We start from the raw sequence: 20,719 nt of genomic DNA on the forward strand, positions 1-20,719 counted from the left end.
GTGCGACTTCAGAAGAAGCTAGCAGGGCGTAAGAACAAGTGGAGCAATAATGCCTGGAGCAAAAGGAATCCTGTTGCTGCTCACCTTATTCCCTGTCACATGGGTAAGCCGAGCGTCGGTCTGGGGGTGATTTGCCTGCCAGGCAATGCCGCCAATGACAACAAGGCCGTCGAGTTGCTGTAGCAGATCAAAAGAACCGCTTGGGCAACGGATGCAGTCACATCAGCAATTCTTGTCCTAAAAGGGGTAGCCAGTGCCCATGCATAAGGACTCGGCCCGTTGGGCATGCAACATTCGACGAGCCAGAGGGGGCCTTCTTTCCCTGTGTTAGCTTGATCACCGTCCTTCCCGGCCTGGGCGCTTGGAAGGCCCACATTCACCGCAGCTACCTTTTCGGAGGCACCATGGGACATGGCTCCCGCACGCAATTAAGTGATCGGGCTATTGCAACCGACACCCCTGTCACCGGTCTCTGCACCGGGTCAGCACTGATTCTTGGGTCGGGGTCCACCACTACGCAGGCAGCACCGCGCGAGGATGCGCTGGTGCGTCTGCTCGACAGGGCAGCCGCCGAAGCCTGCACCGGTCGAGCTGCTCTTGACGCCGGGAACCCGACCCGGCCCGCGACCATTTGCGGCGGTGGTGCTGCATGACAGCGCCGAACGAAACCCTTGAGGACATTGAGCCCGGCGCAACTGGGCCGTCCCTGGCGTTAGCCACAGATCGCAGTTCCGCCGAATCCGGAAACGAACTGAAGCGGGGGCTGAATACCCGGCATCTGCAGATGATCGCCATCGGCGGGGCGATCGGCACCGGTCTGTTCGTGGCCTCCGGCAGCACCATTTCCCAGGCGGGCCCCGGCGGTGCGCTGGTCGGTTACGCGTTGGTCGGGCTGATGGTATTCCTGTTGATGCAGTCATTGGGCGAGATGTCGGCCAAAATCCCGGTTGCCGGTTCGTTCCAGTCCTTTGCCACCCGATTCGTTTCGCCGTCATTCGGCTTCGCGATCGGCTGGAACTATTGGTTCAACTGGGCCATTACGGTAGCGGCAGAGCTGGTGGCGGCTGGAATCATCATGGACTTCTGGTTCCCGGGGGTCCCGGGATGGGTATGGGCCGGGATCTTCCTGCTGGTGCTGACCGGCCTCAACGCCCTCTCCGCCAAGTCCTTTGGCGAGTCCGAGTTCTGGCTCTCCCTGATCAAGGTCAGTGCAGTGGTGCTCTTCCTGATCGCCGGCGTGCTGATGATATTCGGCATTCTCGGGGACAACTCTCCGGGACTGAGCAACTGGGAAAACCGCGATGACGTGTTCCACGGAGGGTGGGTCTCAATCATCTCGGTCTTCATGGTTGCCGGGTTCTCCTTCCAGGGCACCGAACTCGTAGGAGTCGCGGCCGGCGAAGCCAAGAACCCCCGCCGCGAGGTGCCGAAGGCTATCCGCACTGTTTTCTGGCGCATCATGCTTTTCTACATTGGCGCCATCTTCATCATCGGTTGCCTCATCCCATTCACCGATCCGAGCCTGCTGGCCTCCGGCGAGTCCGAAATTGCCTCGTCGCCATTCACCCTGGTTTTCTCCCGCGCTGGAATCGCCTTCGCGGCGGCTTTGATGAACGCAGTGATCCTGACCGCCATCCTGTCCGCGGGCAACTCCGGGCTGTACGCCTCCACCCGAATGCTTTACGCCATGGCCCACGACGGCATGGCGCCGAAGATCTTCGGCCGCACCAACGGGCGTGGCGTGCCGGTCCCGGCGCTGCTCGCGACGGCGGCCGTAGGCCTCTTCGGCTTCCTCTCCGCGGTCGTCGGGCAGGGTGCAGCCTACTCCTGGCTGCTGAACATGTCGGGCCTGTGCGGCTTCATTGTATGGGCGGGAATTGCGGTCTCCCATTACCGGTTCAGGCGCGGCTTCCTGGCACAGGGAAACAAGGTCAGCGACCTGCCCTACAAAGCATCGCTGTTCCCCATTGGCCCGCTGCTGGCCTTCGCCCTGCTCATCCTGGTCATCGCGGGACAGAATTACGAGGCCGTGCTTGCGGGGCGGTCAGCGGAGGTGCTTTCCTCCTACATCGGGTTGCCGGTCTTCATCGGTCTATGGCTGGGACACCGCTACATCACCAAATCCAAAGTAGTGCCGCTGCACGCGATGGATCTCACGGCACCCAAGGACGTCGAGGAGGCAGCCAGGGTCGCTGCACGTTAGCTGGGCCTTGAGGAGCGAAGCCGGGTGCGAACAGCACCCGGCTTCGCTGCTTCCCATGTAGCGGGTGTTTCCGGAGGCAGCGCAGAAAGGAGAGTCAGGAAAATTCAGGGACTGCCCGCACCCGGAGAAAATGGCCCGGTCGCTTCCGCTTAACCCGGGAGCAACCGGTAGGCCCCCACCTGTTTCCCCGCGCCCGGCAGTCTTTTCACGCACCCTTCCGCCCGGCACACCCCAGCCGGTGCGAAAAACCCCCGATGTACCAGGAGTACTTCCTTGTTCGTGAAAAGCACCCTCGCCGCCGTCGCCCTCCTCGCCTCCGTGGCGGGAACCGCGGTGGCACCCGCCCAGGCCGAGGCAACCAAGCCCGCTCCCGTCGTCGTCGGCCAGCCGCTGGCCCAGGCGCACGCGCACAACGACTACGAGCACGAGCGCCCGCTGTTCGACGCACTCGAGCACGGCTTCACCAGTGTCGAGGCCGACGTGTGGCTGGTGGACGGCGAACTGCTCGTGGCCCACGACCTGGAGGACGTGAAGCCCGGCGTCACCCTCGAAAGCCTCTATCTCGATCCGCTGCAGGACCTGGTCCGCAGCCAGCAGGGCCACGGCGTCTACCCGCACTGGGACGGCAGCCTGCAGCTCCTGATCGACATTAAGAGCGAAGGCGAGGCCACCTACGCCGCCATCGAACAGGAACTCGCCGAGCACCGTGACATCATGAGCCGCTACACCAACGGCACCGTCAAGACCGGCCCGGTCACAGCGGTCATCAGCGGCAACCGCCCGCTCGCCACCATGCAGGCCCAGGACAAGCGCTTCAGCTTCTACGATGGCCGCTCAGCAGACCTCACCACCGGCAAGCCCGCCGCCCTCATGCCGCTGGTCAGCGACAACTGGACCAAACTCTTCACCTGGCGGGGCGTCGGCCCCATGCCCGAGATTGAGCGCGCCAAGCTCCACGCCTACGTCGCCACCGCCCATGCCAACGGCTACCGTGTCCGCTTCTGGGCCACCCCGGACCAGCCGGGCGCCGCCCGCGACGCGATCTGGACCGAACTCGCCGACGCCGGTGTGGACCACATCAACACCGACGACCTCGCCGGCCTGCAGCGGTTCCTCACCGCCCGCACCGCCTGACACCCCAGCAGAAACAGGAGCATCCCCATGGCTTCAAAGACCATAAAAGCGACGACGGCGGCGCTCACCCTGGCGCTCGGCCTCCTCGCCGCCCAGCCTGCCGCCGCCGCAGAGAACACCGGCGACGCCTTCACCTTCGGCGTCATGGGCGACATCCCCTACGGCCAGGCCGAGATCGCCAAATTCCCCTCCCGCATCCAGGACATCAACGCCGACAGTGCGCTGAAGTTTGTAGCACACGTGGGCGATATCAAGAACGGTTCCTCGGTCTGCTCCGACGAGTACTTCGCGGACATCCGCGCCGACTTCGACACCTTCACCCACCCGTTGGTTTTCACCCCGGGCGACAACGAATGGGTGGACTGCCACCGCACCAACAACGGCGCCTACAACCCGCTGGAACGCCTGGACAAGCTGCGCGAGGTCTTCTTCAACGAGCCCGGCAAGACCCTCGGCGCCACGATGCCCGTCAAGACGCAGGAGGACCTCGGCCTCCCCGAGAACGTCCGCTTCACCCAGAACCGGATCGCCTTCTCCGTGTTGAACATCCAGGGCAGCAACAACTCCCTCCAGCCCTGGACGGGCTTGGGCGAAACTGCCGCCACGCCGGAGCAGCTGGCCGAGGTGGAGCACCGCACGGACGCCGTCCTGGCTCAGATCCGCGAGACCTTCGACGACGCCGAACGCCGCAACGACCGTGCCGTGGTCCTGATGACCCAGGCCGACATGTTCGACCCCTCGCTGCTCGCCGCCGCCACCGCCAACCCGGCCATCATGTCCGGCTTCAGCGAAATCGTGCAGGCCATCGTCGAGGAAACCAACAACTTCGACGCCCCGGTCTACCTCATCAACGGCGACAGCCACGTCTTCGCCGAGAACCAGCCCCTCGCCGAGGGCTCACCCTGGCTGAACATCTACGGCCAGCCCGCCGCGGACACCCTGCAGCGCGTAACCGTTGACGGCTCGGCCAACGCCACCAACTACGTGCGGTTCACCGTAGCCGGCAACAGCGCCGAGGGCACGGACGTGCGGAGCGGGGAAAGGTTCCCCTTCGGCTTGGAGGCACCAAGGCAATTGGACGACGGCGGGTGCCCACCCGCCGTCGTCCGCTTTCCTTTCGCAGGAGCCAGGCAGCCGCTTCACCCGCGTCCCAGCCGCACGGTTCTCTTCCAGTTGGTCCCGTACTTCTGCATGTGCACACGGGTACGGTCCGCGCGGAAGAAGTCGTGCGCGTACTCCACGGGCGCGCCCTGCACATCCCATGACAGCCTGCGGATTTCCAGAAGTGCCGAGCCGGCAGGGACCTGCAGGACCTCCGCTTGATCGTCGGTGGCGGGGACGGCCTCCACCGTTTCGTCGGCACGGTCGAGTTCAAGTCCGTACTCGGCGGTCAGGAGGTGGTACAGCGAACCCGTCAGCGGGTGGTTGAGCAGGCCGGGGAACCGGGCGGCGGGGAGCACGGACAGGTCCAGGGACCACGACACGTCGTCCACGAGGCGCAGCCTCTGGATGCGCAGTACAGCGTCCCCGCCATTGAGGCGAAGGTTCCTCCGCTCATCCGGCTGGGGCAGGCCCATCTCCGTGCGCAGGACCTGTGTGGAGATGGTGCGCCCCTGGTGCAGCACCATCTGCGGGACACCCTCAACGGTGTTCAGGTGCCGCTGGATCCGCCCGTCATTGAAGAACACGCCCCCTGAACGGCCAAGCACCCGGCGGACTGTGCCCTCTGCTTCCATCCGCTCGATCGCCTGCCTCAGCACGCTCCGGCCCACGCCCAGGCGTTCCGCGAGGGCCCTTTCGCTTCCCATCAATTCGCCGGGGTTGAACCTCTCGGTGCTGGCGTAACGGGCGAGGGCGGCGTGGGCGGCGCCCGCCGGGGTCAGTGCCTGCGGTTCGTCGCCCGTTCCTGTTGCCATGGTTCCAATCTACGGACTATGCGCCCAGCACGGTCAGTGAATCGTCCAGGGCAGCCACCAGCCAGTCAATGTCGCTGTGCTGGAAGGCCAGCGGCGGACGCAGCTTCAGGACGTTCCCGTGCGGTCCTGCCACTGACGTCAGCACACCCCGTTCCCGCAGTTGCTCCAGTACAGCAAGCGCAAGGTCCCGGTCCGGCTCACGGGTGCCGCGGTCCTTCACGAGTTCGAAACCAATGAACAGGCCCGCGCCGCGCACGTCGCCCACGCTTTCGTGGGTGTCAGCAAGGCCAGACAGGGTGTCCAGCAATGACGCACCAACAACACGGCTGTGCTCCTGCAGTCCTTCTGCACGGATGGTGGACAGCACAGCCTGTGCGGCGGCCATGGAGACGGGGTTGCCACCGAAGGTGTTGAAGTAGGGAATGGTGTCGCTGAACGCGGCCAGGACATCGGCCTTGGCCACCAGCCCGGACACTGGAATCCCGTTGCCCATCGGCTTGCCGAGGGTGACGACGTCGGGCACGATGCCGTGGCGCTGGAAGCCCCAGAACGCCTCGCCGGTGCGGCCAAAGCCCGGTTGCACCTCGTCCGCGATGATGATGCCACCGGCACGATGGATGACCTCGGCTGCCTCGCGAAGGTAGCCGGCCGGGCCGGGCAGGACGCCGTCAGAGGAAAAGATCGAGTCGGCAATGAAGCCGGCAAAGCGGATGCCGTTCGCCTCCATGTCAGCGATGGCGGCACGAATCCGGTTGGCGAACCACGAACCAAGGTCCGCGCCGCCGGGACCCGCCTCTGCACCCAAACGGAAGGCGTCGGGTGCAGGCACAAGCCGTGTGGTGGGTGCCAATGGCTGTCCGGTACCCAGAGCCGGCGATACTCCCGAAGTCAGCTCGGACGTGCCGTGATACGCCTCCGTGGTGGCAATGATCCCTTCGCCGCCGCTGTACGCCTTGGCCACCCGAAGGGCGAGGTCGTTCGCTTCTGAACCGGTGCACATGTACATGGCCTTGTTTAACTCGGCCGGCATTGTGGAGAGGAGGTCGTCCGTATAGTTCAGGATGTTCTCGTGCAGGTACCTGGTGTGCGTGTTCAGCTGCTGCATCTGGACGGTCACGGCGGCGGTGACGGCGGGGTGGCAGTGCCCCAGGCTTGCCACGTTGTTGTAGGCGTCAAGGTACTTCCGGCCGGCGGCATCCCATAGGTACTGCCCTTCGCCCCGGACCAGGTGTACAGGATTCCGGTAGAAAAGCCGGTAGGAGGCGCCCAGCACGTTGTCCCGGCGCTCCGTGAGGCGGCGCGTTTGGGGATCCAGCTCCCCGGCGTGCTCTGCGCGGAAGCTGTTGGTGTCCATGATGGTGGAACGGATGGCCATGGTGGGTTCCTTGCTGTTCTGGATATTTCGACTTGGTCCGGCGGGCCCAACCCTCGGTTCAAATTCAGTACTTCAAGTGTGTCCGGCTGCAAGCGGCGGAAGACGTCCGGAAGTGAATCCGGCGTTACGAATGGCGGGCGTAATTTGAACGGTTTGTTTCCGAGTCCTGGGTTTGTTTCGAGCCCGTAAATTCCTTCTGCCGGAGGCGGTTCCAGCCGAAAGCCCGTGCCATACTCGCTACCGGAGCCCAACCCTCCTCGCCCTCCGAGGAGCATCCATGAACACCATGACAGATACTTCCCCGCTTGCCGTTTTCAACAACCTTCGCCGCGGGGAACCGGCGCCCGACTGGATTGCCGAAGCAGTAACTTCCGCCTGGGGCCTCGACCCCGCCCGAACCGCCATCACGCTGATCGCCGTTTCGGAAAACGCCACTTTCCGTGTCTCAGTGGACGGCGTCCCCGTCTCGGTCCTGCGCGTTCACCGTCCGGGCCACGTTGGTGATGCCCGGCAGATCGCGGGTGAGCTGACCTGGGTGCGGCGCCTGGCGGAAGAGGCGGAAGTGCGGGTGCCCGACGTCGTACCCACCGCCGGAGGGAACCTCCTGAATACCTTCACGGACGCGGGCGGTTCCGAATGGCACTGCGTCGCGTTCGCTTTTGTGGCCGGAGTAATCCTCGAGGACTTTGCCGACCCCCGGCCTTATTATGCGGAAATTGGTGCCACGACGGCGCGGCTCCACCAGCAGGTGAAGCGCTGGCCACTGCCTGCCGATTTCACCCGCTTTTCCTGGCAGTTGAGTGACATGCTCGGCGAAACGAGCAGGTGGGGTGACTGGCGGGGCGCGAACCTCACCCAGGAACAGGCCGCAATACTGGCACGCGCGGAGTACGAGGCGGTCACAGCACTGGACAGCCTGCCGGTATCCGGCGACAGCTGGGGGCTGGTCCACGCAGACCTGCGGCCCTCCAACATCATGATCGACGACGGCGCACTTACCGTTATCGACTTCGACGATTGTGGCTTTTCCTGGCTCCTCTACGACTTTGCCTCGGCGCTGTCCTTCATAGAGCACGAGCCCTACGCGCCGGACCTGGCGAAGAGCTGGGTGGCCGGCTACCGTACCGTCCGCCCCCTTTCAGCCACAGACCTGGTTCACGCCGCAGCCTTGAGCATGATCCGCAGGCTGACCATGCTCGGCTGGACCACCACCCATCGCGCCGACGCCCTGCCCCCAGAACTCTGGGCCGCCCAGATTCCCGGCACGGTAGCCGTCGCCGAACGCTATCTCACTTCACCGACCTGGCTTTTCGATTAAGCAGTTCCGCCGCGCGGGGCACCCGGGCCACCGCACTGCATTTCTTGCACGCTCAGACCTCATTCCCACCTTTTCTGGAGAATCCCATGACTAAAATCTCCGTGGCAGCGGAACAACGCGCCGTCGACAGGACCTATTTTGAACAGCGAAGCCTCCGCCGGGGAGCAGCCGGCTGGCTGCTGCTTGCCGGCCTGGGCATCTCTTACGTCATTTCAGGCGACTTCTCGGGCTGGAACTTCGGCCTTGAAGCGGGCGGCTGGGGCGGCCTGCTGGTCGCCTTCATCCTGATGGGCATCATGTACGGCTGTATGGTCTTCGGCCTTGCCGAGATGTCGTCAGCGCTTCCCGTTGCCGGTGCCGGCTATGGGTTCGCCCGCCGCGCGCTGGGCAAATTGGGCGGTTTTGCCACCGGACTCGCGATACTCATTGAGTATTCGATGGCGCCTGCTGCCATTGCCGTGTTCATTGGGGGCTACGTGGAGAGCCTCGGGCTTTTCGGGATCACGAACGGTTGGCCGGTATACCTGGCCTGTTTCGTTATATTCATCGGCATCCACTTGGTGGGCACAGGCGAAGCCCTGAAAGCGATGTTCGCGATCACAGCTGTCGCAGTGGTGGCGTTGGTCGCGTTCGCCGTGGGGATGCTGCCGCACTTCGACGCGGCCAACCTGTTCGATATTCCGGCTGGCGATGCTGCCGGTGCGAGCGTATTCCTGCCCAACGGCTTCGGCGGCATCATTGCGGCGCTGGTCTTTGCGATTTGGTTCTTCCTGGCTGTGGAGGGGGTGCCGCTCGCGGCTGAGGAGGCTGACAACCCGCAGCGCGACATGCCGAGGGCCATTATCGTCGCGATGGCTGTGCTTACGCTGAGCGGGCTGTCCGTCCTGATTTTGGCTCCCGGGGGCGCCGGGAGTGCGCTCATGAGCACTTCCACCAGCCCGCTTCCCGACGCTCTGCGCGCTGTAGGCAATGACGAGCTGGCTGCTTTCGTCAATTACGCGGGGCTTGCCGGACTTGTGGCCAGCTTCTTCTCCATCGTCTATGCCTATTCCCGCCAATTGTTTGCGTTGTCCCGCGCAGGCTACCTTCCCACGTGGCTGAGCCGTACAAACTCCCGAAAAACACCCACATGGGCGCTGATCGTTCCTGGCGCCATCGGCTTCGTCCTGGCCGCAGCCGTCGCCGACGGAGACAAACTCATCAACATAGCCGTCTTTGGGGCAGCGATGTCATACGTGTTGCTCAACCTCTCCCACATAGTGCTCCGCAAGCGGGAACCTGACCTGCACCGCCCTTACCGGACGCCGGGCGGGATATTGACGACGAGCGTGGGCCTGATCCTCGCGGTCCTCGCCGTTGTGGCCACCTTCTTCGTCGACGTTCAAGCTGCAGCAATCACGGCCGGAATCTTTGTCATCGGCCTGCTTTACTTCATGCTTTACAGCCGTCATCATCTTGTGGCTGGCGCGCCCGAGGAAGAGTTTGCTCTTCTCGAAGAATCGGAGGCCGGGCTCAGGTAGCAAGGCAAACGGACGACGGCGGGCGCCCACCCGCCGTCGTCCGCTTCCGTATTTCCAAGGGTCTGGACACCGGCAGCCGCCGGATTTATCGTGCAGGGGTGGCGGCTGCCTCACCGGCAGAATGGCCATTGCTGCCGGTCCGCTGTTGCTGCCGCCCGCCATAAGGAGGAAGCAGATGGAACACGTTGAAGAGACCGTCGAAGTCGATGTGCCGGTGCGGACCGCGTACAACCAGTGGACCCAGTTCGAATCCTTTCCGCAGTTCATGTCCGGAGTGGAATCGATAACCCAACTGACCGACACCACCAACCACTGGGTGACCAACGTGGGCGGCGTCAAGCGGGAGTTCGACACCGAAATCGTCGACCAGGAGCCTGACGACCGGATCGCGTGGCGTGCCACCGACGGCAAGTCGCACGCCGGCATCATTCGGTTCACCCCCGTGGACGCCAACCACACAAAGGTCAGGGTCCACTTCGAGTGGTCGCCGGAAGGTGTCACCGAAAAGGCCGGTGCGGCACTGAAAATCGACGAGATGCAGGTCAAGGCCGACATGCGGAAGTTCAAGGCCTTCATCGAATCGCGCGGCACCGAAACCGGCGGCTGGCGCGGCGAAGTCTAGGAATGGGGCGAACCGGCCTGATCGCAGAGCCGGTTCGGCTGAAGCGCGCCAACTGGACAGGAAGCGGACGACGGCGGGTGCGCACCCGCCGTCGTCCGCTTCCTTCGCGCGGTGGTTGGGACAGCCGCTACAGCCGCAGCTCCATAAAGACGCTGTTGGGGTCCAGGACGTAGTCGGCGAACGGTGCGCATTCGGTGAAGCCGTTCCGGGCGTACAGGCGCCGGGCAGGAGCGAAGTAGTCCTCGGTGCCTGTCTCCAGGTAGACGCGCTCGAGGTTTCGGGTCCGGGCGTCGTCGAGGATGTGCCCGAGCAGCAGAGTTGCCACACCGCGTCCCCGGGCCGCTGCCGTGGTGCGCATGGACTTGATCTCGCCGTCAGTAGCCGGGCCCGAGGCGGAGTCCAGAAGCTTCAGTGCACCGCATCCCAGCAGGTCTCCGTTTTCGCGGGCCGTCCAGAAGGTGATGGACGGGGCGGACAGCGCGGAGTGGTCCAGCGCATGGACGCTTTCGGCCGGCGAGGTGGCGAACATGTCCGCCAGGTGCTCGCGCAGGAGCTGGTGAACATCGGCGCGTGCGGGGTCGTCCCGGTCAATCGAAATCATCGCCCCCAAATCTACCGGGTTGCGCGGGGAGCGCGGCAGCGGGGTCGGCTGATGTGGCGGCGCGGAGCAGCAGCTTTTGGCCGTGCAAAGGATTACCGCGGTCCGGGGAGACTGCTGGCGTCCCGGTTATCCCGACAACAGCTGGAGAAGCACCTTTTCGAGCGGGCTGGGATCCGGTTGGCTGCTCTTTGACGGACTGGTTTTCCTCAGGCTGACTCCCGGCGGGAGGACCCCCGGTGGCCATTGTGGTGGTTCGCGGTCGGGTTGTTCGGCTTGGTAGTGGCGGCCGGTGGGTGAGGTCCAGCCGGGTGGTTCGTCCCTGGTCGCTGCTGTCGGTGTCCAGCCACTGTTGTGTTTCAACCGGTGGTGCCTTGGGCAGAGTTGTGCGAGGTTGCTGATGCCGGTGGTTCCGCCGTGCTGCCAGGCTGTGAGGTGGTCGGTGTCGTTGTCGAGGGTGTTGTTGTTGCAGCCGGGAAAGACGCATTTGCCGTCCCGCAGCTGCAGCGCCTTTTTCATGGCTTTGGCGAGCCGGTAGCTGGTGCGGCCGATCTCCAGGGGTGTTCCGTCCCTTGGGTCGAGCAGGACGCGGCGGAAGGATTCGGCCCCGCCGGCGAGGAGTTGCCGGGCCATGGAGGCGGGGATGGGTCCGTAGCCGTCGAGTTCGGCTGGTTCGTCCGTGAGGCCAAGGAGCGCGAAGAACGGGACGGTCACGAGGACCTCGGCGCGGGGCGTGGGGACCTTGCCCAGATCTTGGTTTCTGCCAGGGTCCGTGGAGGTTCCACTCAAGACCGGTTCAGCCAGGCCCGGACGGTCACTGTCATGTGGGCCTCCGAGTGTGGCCAGCCCGATCACATCGTCCAGTTCATGGGTCGGGGTGCTGCCGGCATCCTGGCCCGTGCCGCCGGGGTCGGGGGCGGTGGCTGTCCGGTTGGTGAGGAGTCTTGCAGCGAAGATGTCGGTTTTGAGCTGGGTGAGGGTGCGGTTTTCGTTGGGTCCCTGCAGCGTCCTGGCGGTTGCGGTTAGGCCGTTGTTGATGGCCAGTGCCTGGTCTGCTGGCAGGTAGGCGGAGATCCAGGCCATCCCGTCCCGGTCCGGGGTGCATTCAACCCGCCGGTCCGCCGCGGACTTGCGGTGGCGTTTTTCTATGGATTCGGGGTGGTGGCGTTCCCGCCAGCCCCGAACTTTCGCCCGCAGCCGGGCGGGCACCAGCTCCGTGGCGGGGCAGCCGCGGGCGGGGTTGGGTGCCTCGGGGTCGAGGAAATGCTCCACCAAAGCGGCCGCAGCGGGGTGGTCCAGGGCCTCGGTTTCGTCGGCGAAGATCCGGGCCTGCTGCCAGGACAGGGCCCCGGCCGACAGGGCATCCACCACCCGCGGCAGCGCACAGACCTGCCGGGACTGATTCACGAACGCGGACGCCGCCCCGGAACTGATGGTCAGGATCCCGGCGATCTCCTCGATGGTCGACATCTCGGTGTAGGTCCGCTCGTGCAGGGGCGCATCCGGCGGTGTCATCGCGTGCTGCAGGTCCAAGGCCCCGGACGCGTCCCGGGCCTGAAGCGCCGAAAGCTGGGCCTGCAACTTCTTTGTCACGCCCAGGCGTTCAAGCCGGATCTCATACGCCCGCTGAAGTACATCCACGCCGTCCCCAGCCACTGCACCAGACGTCCCGGAAGCAGCCGCGGATGTGAGGGCGGCGTCCTCGGCTTCCAGGGCGGCAAGAGCAGCAACGGTGGCACAAATAGCCTCCATCCCCGTCCCCGTTCCAGCGCTGCTTACCATAGGAATATCGTCTAACGGGGGTACGACATTTTGTGCCCGGACGACGGTGGCGACCTCCCGCCGTCGTACGCTCACCTTGGCGCGCGGCTGCTAAAGCCGCGCCAGGAAATCCTCGGCAAACCGCTTCACGCCGTCCCACTCCGTGTACACGTAGTCGCGGGACGTGTCCGTGTCCGTGGAGCCTTTGTCGCTGGCGATCTTCTTCATGACCAGCCGTTTGATGAACCCGTACTGCGTGTACAGCAGAGCACCGCTGAACAGCCCTACCTGCGACGGCCGCCAGCCCGCTTCCTCCTCGAACTTCTCCACGAAGCCTTCGGCGGTTTCCGGATCGTCGTGGGCGGCCATGCTGACGGAAAACAGCGCCGACGGAAGCCGTTCCAGCGTGGGCCTGTTCTTTTGGACAAAGTCCCGGACATAGCCCTCGTGCTTGCCCATATGGACGGACGCGCCCACCAGGACGGCGTCGTATCCGTCGGGGATGGCCTCCCCGGCATCCTTGATGTCCACCGCCTTCGCGTCATGGCCATGCGCCCGGACCACGTCCGCAATGAACTCGGCGATCTTCGCCGTCTGGCCTTCGGTGGTTCCATAGGGGATGTAGATATTGGTCATCGCTGGCCTCCTCACAATGGCAGGACTATACCCACACAACTGTGCCAAATCCGGGCCGCCCGGCGTAGGGCCCAACGTCCCGGGCCGCCGCCGTCGTCCTTCCTGTGCTGCTACTTGGCCAGCATCCCGCCGCTGGCCCAGCGCCGCACCGCCAGCTGCTCATCGGCGTCGAACTCCAGCAGCGCCACCCTGCACAATTCCTCCACATAACCGGTCCAGGCCGATGCCAGCCCCACCGGCGTCGCCTTGTCGGTGAGCTGGTGATTGACGTAATCCAGGCCCTGCAGGACAAAACTGACGGCATTGCGGGACACCGGCTCACCGGCGCTGACGCAATCATCCCGAATCTGCCGGGACAGCTCAGTGCGGTTCGCCGGATGTTCCCGCAGCCGCACCGCCATGGCCCTAAAGATCTGGTTGAACTGTCCGGCCGACAGCGCCGGCACGTCCGTCACCCGGGTGACCCGTTCCTCCACCCCGGGCTGCTTCTCCGCGGGCGCGGGAAGGTCCTCGCTGGAGAACCGCCGTGCGTCCCACACCCAGCCGCCCTGCGCCGGTGAATACTCCACGTCCCTGCCGATCTGGGAGACCCACGTGCCGAACTTGCCGAAGCCGCCCCAGTCTGTTTTGAGGGAGGGATCCGCCGCGAGCGCACGGTGGGCCACCATCGCACCGACAACGGGCCCGGGTGCGCTGCGGACGAAGTCCAGCACTTCGCGGACCGCGGGGGGACTGGTCTTGGCCTTCGCCTTCGTGGCGGCGGCAGCCGGGGGCTGCTTCGCTGACGCCACCGCGTGGACGGGTTCAGCGGTGGTCCCGTTGAGGATGGCAACGAAGTCGTGGGACTCGACGACGTGGTCCGCCATTTCCCGGTAGGCGAAGGCCACCGCGCCGGCGGCGATCACCGTGGTCATTCTGTCCGCGGCCCGGAACCGCTGGATCAGGGACGTGAAGTCCGCATCGGCCGAGGCGATGAAGAACTCCTCGATGCCCACGCTTCCGGACAGCGCGTCCATCGAATCGAGCACCAGGTTGATGTCCGTGCTGCTCTTTCCCTGCTGCGTCAGCGACGGGCAGTCGATCACCCGGAAACCGGCCCGTGTCCAGTATGTCCGGTACTTCGAATACACCATCGGGTTGAGGTAGCAGTTGCGGATCAGGAAGCGGCGCGCCGCCTCCCCGGACCCGCCTGCCGACAAAGCGTCCGCCCAGTGCTTCGGGTCTTCGGCGAAGCGCCTAGCGGCCTGGGGATCCAGGGCCTGCAGTCCCGTGAAAACATTGTCGAAGTCAACGAACATCGCGGCACGGATCCCGGGCCGCCGCGAGGGCGGGAGCGCTTGGTTCATTGAGCCAGTGTGCCAGCCGGGCGGGAGCGCACCGGCCCTTCCCGTTGCGACACGCAAGAGGACGACGGCGGGAGGCGGCCGCCAGCGTCCGTTAGCGCTTGGGCCGGGCTACTGTCCCGGCCAGCCACTGCCTGACGGAGACAGCCTCCGGAAGGATTTCGCGCGTGGTCGCCGTGGACATGTCGAACTCGTTATCGTGCAGCCAGCGCCACATGGTTGTGAGGTCACTCCCCACAAATCGCTCGAACAACCGGACCGGCATCGGGAAGCCCCGCGGCATGCGGCCGGTCCGCTCCTTTACAAGCGCGCGGCACTGGTCGATGGACTGCACGTCGGAGGCCAGGTTGAGCACCTTGCCCCGCCACCGATCCTGCTGCACAAAGGCTCGCGCGGCAATCGCACCCAGGTCGTCCACGCTTAACCAGCCTACCGGCCGCGACGGTCCCATGAGCTTAGGCATCAGATGCCAGGTGGAAAACTGCGGGTAATAGCCCTTGTCCGTCATCAGCTCCATAAAGGCCATGGGCCGCAGCACGGTCAGCGGCACGCCCAGTTGGCGGAAGCGCTCCGCCACAACGAGCTTCGAATCCCACGAACCGACCCCCGTCCGGTAGTCACCGACGCCGGCCGCGCCATAAACGACATGTCCCACGCCAGCTTCTGCAGCGGCCTCGGCCACGTTCCTGCCCTGCCGCACCTCGGCGTCGAGACTGCTGGTCATAGGATTCTGCACGTTGAACACGCCGTGAACTCCGCGGAACGCGGGCCGGAGACTGGCTGCGTCCCCGGTGTCGACGCGGTGGATCTCCGCGCCCAGGTCCCGAAGGTTCAGGGCTGCCGAGCCGCCAGGCTTCCTCGTCAGGGCACGTACCTCCCACCCGTCCCGGAGCAGGTGCCGGACCACGGCCGAGCCCTGCCTTCCGGTCGCGCCTACCACTGCCACAATGCCGCGGGTTGCCGGTAGCGAGGAACAGTCCATGGCTAAGTGTGGCCCCGGCCGCCGGTCAGCGCCACCCCCGGTGAGGCATGCGGCCAGCACACAAAGAGAACGCACGACGGCGGGAGGCGGCCGCCGTCGACGGTCCACCTTGTGGCCGGCACGGGACGGGCGCACCATATTGCTATGAACGCGGACGTACCGAAAACCGTGGACCTGAGCCTTCCGCAGGCCTTCCTGCTGCTGGCCACAAACGACAAGGACGGCAAGCCAGAAGTGCCCGTTTTCGCGCTCCGGACCACCGTGGCAGGAGCCGTCCTCGCCGAACTCGACCTGCTCGGCGCCATCGGACTGCAGGGCAAGCACGTCAAAACCACCGGCGCCACCCCGCAGACCGACCTCCAGCGCGAGCTCGACCTCATCCGCGGCAAGTCCCGGCCGCACACCCCGCAGTGGTGGGTGTCGGCACTGGAGGGCCGGCCCGAGGTGCTCCGCATCTACGAGGGGATGGTGGCACTGGGCATCCTGGAACACGTCGGCGAAAAGCGCCTGGGGCGGTTCCGGGCAGTGCGGTACCCGGAGAAGGACCACGCCCCCGAGGAGGCGCTGCTTAAGAAGATCCACGCCGTCCTCACCGACGCGCCGGACGACGCCAAGGTCCCCGAAACCGCCGTCCCCGAAAGCACCGTCCCCGAAGGCACAGTCCCCGAAGGCACAGTCCCGGAAAACACTGCGTCCGAGGGCGCCCAGGCTCCAGTGCAGGACAGCGGAACGGCGGACACGGTGAAGCCCGCCGGCAGGATGCCGAACGCACGGATCCTTGCCCTGATCGCCCTTCTGCAGGCGGCGGGGCTGTTCGGCAAGCAATTCCCGGACGCGGACCGGGTCTGGGCCGACGAGCTGGCCAAGGACTATTGGCCGGCCCGCGCCGTGGAAGACGAGCTCCGCCTGATCAGGATCGCGGAGGAAGAAGCCGCCACGCTGTAACCCGTCCTGTCTAGCGCCACCAAGCGGCAGCCAGGCGGCACTACAGGAAACGGACGACGGCGGGACGTCCCGCCGTCGTCCGTGCGGTTTTTAGGCCCTTCCGCCCGGCGCCCCTGCCGCGGCGGGGGAGACGCCGTCCAGTGCGGGCAACGCGGTCCCGGTGACGGGCTGGATGGCTGTCACCGTGGCGAACCCCGCGGCCAGCAGCGCGGCGTCGCTGCCCGGATCGGGCGTCTCGGTGCTGTCCGCGATGGCCAGCCGTACATGCTGCTCGCCCCTTTCGGCCAGGGTTGTCTGGACGATGCCGAAGCGGGTCAGCGTGGCCGTGCGGAGCTCGGGCAGCCCAGGTCCGGCGCTGTTCGGGACGTTCAGGTTCAACACGCAGCCCGCGTCCTGTTCCAGCAGGAACGGCAGCAGGTCGGTTGCCAGCTGCGCGGCGGTGTCCCAGTGGAGATCCTCCGGATTGAGGCCGGTGTCCAAGGAGACGGCCAGGCCGCGGCCGTCGTTCACCCCTGCCGTCAGCGCCGCTCCCACCGTTCCGGAATGCAGGATGGCCCGGCCCACGTTCGCTCCACGGTTCACCCCCGAGAGGACGATGTCCGGGGCGGGACCGAACGCACCGTGGGTGGCAATCATCGAGATAAACGCGGGGGCGCCCTGGACTGCGAACGCTTTCACACCGTCCAGGCCCTCCAGCCCGCGCTCCTCCACGGATATGCGGCCGTCCTCCTCCATGGCGGTGATGGAGGAACTGCTGCCGCTGGCCTCGCTGGCCGGCGCGGCGACCACAACCTCATGGCCGGCACGCACTGCGGCGGCTGCCAAGGCGTGCAGGCCGGGCGAGCCGATGCCGTCGTCGTTGGTGATGAGGATCCGTGTGCTCATGCCGTCCTAACCTCCCTTGCAAGTTCCTCCGGGCTTACCTGCCGCGCCGCATCAGCCTCGCCGGCATCCTCCACCTGAACAACGCGGACCAGCTTGGCCACCTCGTGGATGACCGATGCCTCACCCGAGCCGAGCCCGTGGCGGGTCACGTTGTGCGCGCCAGCCGCCGTACCCAGGACGACGGCCTCGTGGAGGGTGCCGCCGTCGGCCAGAACCGCGGCGACCCCGGCGGTAAGCGAGTCGCCCGCGCCGCTGGTTTCCACCGTTTCGAACTGCGGCACGTGGATCTCGCTGAGTTCGCCGTCGCTGAGGAACAGGGACGGCTCATGCGCCCGCGTGATGATGACCGCCGACGCGCCCTCCTTGTTGAGGATGTGCATTGCCTCAATGAGCTGGTCCGTCTCCGCAGCCTCGGCCCGGCCGCTGTCCACCACCTCAGAGTCGGACATCTTCACCACCGACGGCCCGCCCTGCAGTATCCCGTTCAGCCGCTCGCCGACGAGGTCCGCGATGACCGTGCATCCGGCGGTGCGGAGGTCGGAGGTGAGCCTGCGGTACATGTCCGGCGGCACTGAGTCCTGCCGGCCGGTGCCGCTGAGGATCACGGTGCCCGCCTTCATTCCGGCCTGCAGCGTCAGCCCGTAAAGCTCATCGAGTTCGTGGCGGGTGAGCCGGTGGCCGGCCGATTCCGCCACCACATCGCGTTCGCCGCTGCGCCGGTCATGCACGTAGGCCCCGCTGCTGCCTTCACCAGAAACCGGCAGCACAGTGACGCCTTCATCGGCGATCAGGTGCTTCAGGACCCCGCCGGTCTCACCCGAGAACACGGCACACATGGTCACATCGGCGCCGAGCACCTTCAGCATGCGGGCCTGCCAGACGCCCTGGCCGCCGGCGTGCAGATGGATGTCCGCGCTGCCGTTTACGTCCTCAACGGTGACGGTCAGGACAGGTGACGGGGCAAAAATCACTACGGAACCCATGCTTCACCTGCCCCCTGCGGCTGCACTTCCAAAATCGTCGCCATGGTTACCTCTTCCCCCGGAGTTCTCCGGCCGTCGATTGGACAGGTCGAACCCACATGGTAAGCACACTTAGCACCATGATGCAGGCACGCAACAGAACGCGGACGACGGCGGGACCTCCCGCCGTCGTCCGCTCGCCTTTGCGCTTCAGGCCATCGCCAGGCCCGACCTTTCCAGCTCCCTGAAGGTCGCGTCGATGTGGACGACATCGCGGCCGGCGCGCTGCAGGAGGCTTGCCGCCACGGCTGAACGGTACCCGGAAGCGCAGTGCACCCACAGCCGTCCGGCGGGGACCTCGTCCATCCGCCCCAGCAGTTCGTGAATGGGGATGTTCACCGCCTCCCGGATGTGGGATGTGTCGAATTCGTCCCGACGGCGGACATCGAGGACGGGGTCCTCGGATGGTTTGTGCAGCACGTCCTCCCAGCCAACACTGGGATACGAGGCGACCGGTGCCCGGGGTGCCAGGTCCCCGGGGCCGGAGCCGACCGCAGCGCCCGGGTTGTCGATGCCGATCCGGGACAAGTCCCGGATGGCGTTCTCGATGTCCTGGCGTTCCCCCACAAGCGTCAGCTGTTCGTCCCATGGCAGGACCCAGCCCAGGTAAGCGGTGAAGTGTGAACCGTCGCCATACTCGAAGCTGACGCTGCCGCGAAGGTGGCTGCCGGCAAAAGCGACACGGTTCCGCAGGTCCACCACCCACTCACCCCGCTGCAGCCGCGACGCGAGCTCATCCCCGTCCAAGGACCCGGGGAGGTCCAGGTGGGGCGGCGTCGGTCCGGCCATGTTGATCGGTGCCATGTGCGCGTAGTAGGAGGGGCGGGCCGTGAGGTTGTGGATCAGTTCCTGGACGAAATGGTCCTCGTCGGGGTCGGTCAGCGCATGGTTTCCGGTCAGCTGCTCACCGATGGTGGAGGACCCAGTCCGGCTGGCCGGTCCGGAGGAGCAGAACGAGCCGAAGCCGTGGGTGGGGTAGAGGCCCGCGTCCTGGTGCGCTTCGTTCACCAGCCGCCGCACGGACGCGTACTGGTGGTGGGTGAGCGGCAGCGTGTCGTCATCGCTGACAAGGTCCGTGCGGCCCACCGAGCCGTAAAGCAGGCTGCCACCCGAGAACACGGCCTGGCGGTCGCCGTCGGTAATGATGTAGGACAGGTGGTGGTGGGTGTGCCCCGGAGTGGCCACGGCTTTGAGGACCATCCGCCCGATCCGCACCGTGTCGCCGTCCGAAATCCCCTGGTGCCGGTACGGGACTTTGTCCGCGGCGTTCACCAGGTATGCGGCGCGCTCCTGTCGATGACGCAGAACCTGTTCCCGTCCGGATCCTCGAGGACGATGAAGTCGGGATCCTCCGGGTACAAGTCCCAGTCGACGTGTTTCGCGCCGAGCGAGACCAGGCGCTCCACCTCCGCGGCCTGGTCATCGGCGTACAGGTCCAGGTGGATGCGCGGGTGTTCCTGGGTCGGCGTCCCGCTCAGCATGAGGGACAGTTGCGCTCCGGATCCCGACGCCGGCACGAGGGTCACCCACGTGTCGTCGCCGGGTTCCCGCGGGACATACCCCAAGGCTGCATGCCAGAAGCCGGTGGCGCGGGCGACGTCGTTAACGCCGAGGACGATGGTGCCGATGGTCAACATCCGCCCAGCCTAGACCGGGCCGATGGCGCCGGAAAAGGGTTCTCTCCTATACAGGGCTAGACTCGCGTGCATGGGGGAGAACAACACACCTGAGGAAAGCCTGCCGTCCGGGCGCCGCACAGTCCCTGCCGCCGTCGTGCCCCTATTGGGCGTTGCGGTGACGCTTGCAGGGTTCTTCATTGCATGGCTCAACAGGAACAACTACATCGGCTGGTTCGCCTACGCGCCGCTCAGCAACCAGCCCTTCAACGGTCCCGGCCTGGCGTTCCTTAGCGTGGGAGCGCAGATTGGCCTTGGCATCGCAATCATCGGTTTGCTCGTCCTGGCCTTCTGGGCGGGTTACAGGCTGGGGAGAAAAACCCGCCCATCATCGCTGTAGCCCTTTTGGTTGGCTGGAGGCGCTGCGCGCCTACAGTTAGTTATGGTGCGGGCCTGAAACGGCAGGTAACAACCTGGACCAGTGCGCTGGCCGTGTTGGGCGCATGGCCCATGACGGGCAATACCAATGGTCCAGGTGGCCCGCACCCTGTTTACAGGTCCCAGGCCGGGGGTAACCAGAAGGCATGACTGACTCAGCAGATGCCACAGGCCTTCCCGGCGCCGACAGCGCCCCGGGGGCAGAGCACACCGAGACGCCGGAAAGCATCGCCGACGAGATCCGCCACGAGATCCACCTCGGCCACGTCCAGGACGACGTCAGCCACGTCCTCGAGGAGCGCCTTGAGGAAGAGGGCATCGACATGCGTCCGGAAGACGTGGACGAACTCGCGGAGGAAATCGAAAGGGATGCCTCAACCTAGATCACGGGACGCGAAAGCGCCT

Annotated in this window: 19 protein-coding genes; 8 read left to right on the forward strand and 11 right to left on the reverse strand. The window is 65.7% G+C overall.

From position 1 onward, the window contains the following. The first annotated feature begins 649 nt into the window (after positions 1 to 649). Positions 650 to 2,203, forward strand: a complete 1,554-nt coding sequence (locus ACYQ1Z_RS03480; protein ID WP_459791107.1) for an amino acid permease — start codon at positions 650 to 652, stop codon at positions 2,201 to 2,203. 273 nt (positions 2,204 to 2,476) lie between these two features. Further along, positions 2,477 to 3,337, forward strand: coding sequence for a phosphatidylinositol-specific phospholipase C/glycerophosphodiester phosphodiesterase family protein (locus tag ACYQ1Z_RS03485; RefSeq protein ID WP_459791108.1), 861 nt, complete (start codon positions 2,477 to 2,479; stop codon positions 3,335 to 3,337). Between the two features lie 1,139 nt (positions 3,338 to 4,476). On the opposite strand, the gene ACYQ1Z_RS03490 is transcribed toward ACYQ1Z_RS03485, so the two are convergent. After that, positions 4,477 to 5,253, reverse strand: coding sequence for a GntR family transcriptional regulator (locus tag ACYQ1Z_RS03490; RefSeq protein WP_459791109.1), 777 nt, complete (start codon positions 5,251 to 5,253; stop codon positions 4,477 to 4,479). Between the two features lie 16 nt (positions 5,254 to 5,269). Further along, positions 5,270 to 6,628, reverse strand: a complete 1,359-nt coding sequence (locus tag ACYQ1Z_RS03495; protein WP_459791110.1) for an aspartate aminotransferase family protein — start codon at positions 6,626 to 6,628, stop codon at positions 5,270 to 5,272. Positions 6,629 to 6,905: 277 nt separating this feature from the next. On the opposite strand from ACYQ1Z_RS03495, the gene ACYQ1Z_RS03500 reads away from it, so the two are divergent. The 3 genes from ACYQ1Z_RS03500 (at position 6,906) to ACYQ1Z_RS03510 (ending at position 10,088) form a co-directional block, all read left to right on the forward strand. Then, positions 6,906 to 7,946 (forward strand): phosphotransferase enzyme family protein, encoded by a 1,041-nt coding sequence (locus ACYQ1Z_RS03500; protein WP_459791111.1) that lies wholly within the window; start codon positions 6,906 to 6,908, stop codon positions 7,944 to 7,946. 86 nt (positions 7,947 to 8,032) lie between these two features. Further along, complete coding sequence (gene eat / locus ACYQ1Z_RS03505) at positions 8,033 to 9,466, forward strand: ethanolamine permease (protein ID WP_459791112.1); 1,434 nt, start codon at positions 8,033 to 8,035, stop codon at positions 9,464 to 9,466. Between the two features lie 175 nt (positions 9,467 to 9,641). Further along, positions 9,642 to 10,088, forward strand: a complete 447-nt coding sequence (locus ACYQ1Z_RS03510) for an SRPBCC family protein (protein WP_459791113.1) — start codon at positions 9,642 to 9,644, stop codon at positions 10,086 to 10,088. A gap of 127 nt (positions 10,089 to 10,215) precedes the next feature. Here the strand turns inward: ACYQ1Z_RS03510 and ACYQ1Z_RS03515 are convergent, their stop codons facing one another. From ACYQ1Z_RS03515 to ACYQ1Z_RS03535, 5 genes are all read right to left on the reverse strand, one after another. Further along, positions 10,216 to 10,689 (reverse strand): GNAT family N-acetyltransferase, encoded by a 474-nt coding sequence (locus ACYQ1Z_RS03515; RefSeq protein WP_459791114.1) that lies wholly within the window; start codon positions 10,687 to 10,689, stop codon positions 10,216 to 10,218. A gap of 126 nt (positions 10,690 to 10,815) precedes the next feature. Next, positions 10,816 to 12,468 carry an HNH endonuclease signature motif containing protein gene (locus ACYQ1Z_RS03520; RefSeq protein WP_459791115.1) on the reverse strand — a complete coding sequence of 551 codons (1,653 nt, stop codon included), beginning with the start codon at positions 12,466 to 12,468 and terminating at the stop codon, positions 10,816 to 10,818. A gap of 90 nt (positions 12,469 to 12,558) precedes the next feature. After that, positions 12,559 to 13,083, reverse strand: coding sequence for a flavodoxin domain-containing protein (locus ACYQ1Z_RS03525; protein ID WP_459791116.1), 525 nt, complete (start codon positions 13,081 to 13,083; stop codon positions 12,559 to 12,561). A gap of 110 nt (positions 13,084 to 13,193) precedes the next feature. Further along, entirely contained in the window at positions 13,194 to 14,429 is a 1,236-nt protein-coding gene (locus ACYQ1Z_RS03530) for an NYN domain-containing protein (RefSeq protein WP_459791117.1), read from the reverse strand. A gap of 91 nt (positions 14,430 to 14,520) precedes the next feature. Beyond that, positions 14,521 to 15,366 carry an NmrA family NAD(P)-binding protein gene (locus ACYQ1Z_RS03535; RefSeq protein WP_459791118.1) on the reverse strand — a complete coding sequence of 282 codons (846 nt, stop codon included), beginning with the start codon at positions 15,364 to 15,366 and terminating at the stop codon, positions 14,521 to 14,523. 186 nt (positions 15,367 to 15,552) lie between these two features. Between ACYQ1Z_RS03535 and ACYQ1Z_RS03540 the strand changes: the two genes are divergently transcribed. Then, a complete protein-coding gene (locus ACYQ1Z_RS03540) occupies positions 15,553 to 16,353 on the forward strand; it encodes a GOLPH3/VPS74 family protein (RefSeq protein ID WP_459791119.1) in 801 nt (266 codons plus the stop codon). Positions 16,354 to 16,443: 90 nt separating this feature from the next. Here ACYQ1Z_RS03540 and surE read toward each other — a convergent pair whose 3' ends face one another. The 4 genes from surE to ACYQ1Z_RS03560 form a co-directional block, all read right to left on the reverse strand. Beyond that, positions 16,444 to 17,238: a 5'/3'-nucleotidase SurE gene (gene surE / locus ACYQ1Z_RS03545; RefSeq protein ID WP_459791120.1), complete on the reverse strand. Its 795-nt coding sequence runs from the start codon at positions 17,236 to 17,238 to the stop codon at positions 16,444 to 16,446. Continuing rightward, a complete protein-coding gene (locus ACYQ1Z_RS03550) occupies positions 17,235 to 18,221 on the reverse strand; it encodes a PfkB family carbohydrate kinase (protein ID WP_459791121.1) in 987 nt (328 codons plus the stop codon). The genes surE and ACYQ1Z_RS03550 overlap by 4 nt, the downstream gene beginning before the upstream one ends. A gap of 189 nt (positions 18,222 to 18,410) precedes the next feature. Further along, positions 18,411 to 19,628: a rhodanese-like domain-containing protein gene (locus ACYQ1Z_RS03555; RefSeq protein WP_459791228.1), complete on the reverse strand. Its 1,218-nt coding sequence runs from the start codon at positions 19,626 to 19,628 to the stop codon at positions 18,411 to 18,413. Beyond that, positions 19,529 to 19,897, reverse strand: a complete 369-nt coding sequence (locus tag ACYQ1Z_RS03560; RefSeq protein WP_459791122.1) for a VOC family protein — start codon at positions 19,895 to 19,897, stop codon at positions 19,529 to 19,531. Before ACYQ1Z_RS03560 ends, ACYQ1Z_RS03555 begins: the two co-directional genes overlap by 100 nt. 70 nt (positions 19,898 to 19,967) lie before the next feature. Between ACYQ1Z_RS03560 and ACYQ1Z_RS03565 the strand changes: the two genes are divergently transcribed. Both ACYQ1Z_RS03565 and ACYQ1Z_RS03570 read left to right on the forward strand, forming a co-directional pair. Then, the gene (locus tag ACYQ1Z_RS03565; protein ID WP_459791123.1) at positions 19,968 to 20,276 is read left to right on the forward strand and encodes a hypothetical protein; all 309 of its coding nucleotides are present in this window, start codon (positions 19,968 to 19,970) and stop codon (positions 20,274 to 20,276) included. A 184-nt stretch (positions 20,277 to 20,460) separates the two neighbouring features. Beyond that, positions 20,461 to 20,697 (forward strand): hypothetical protein, encoded by a 237-nt coding sequence (locus ACYQ1Z_RS03570; RefSeq protein WP_459791124.1) that lies wholly within the window; start codon positions 20,461 to 20,463, stop codon positions 20,695 to 20,697. The last annotated feature ends 22 nt before the right edge of the window (positions 20,698 to 20,719 follow it).

Source organism: Arthrobacter sp. AD-310 (assembly GCF_054656615.1).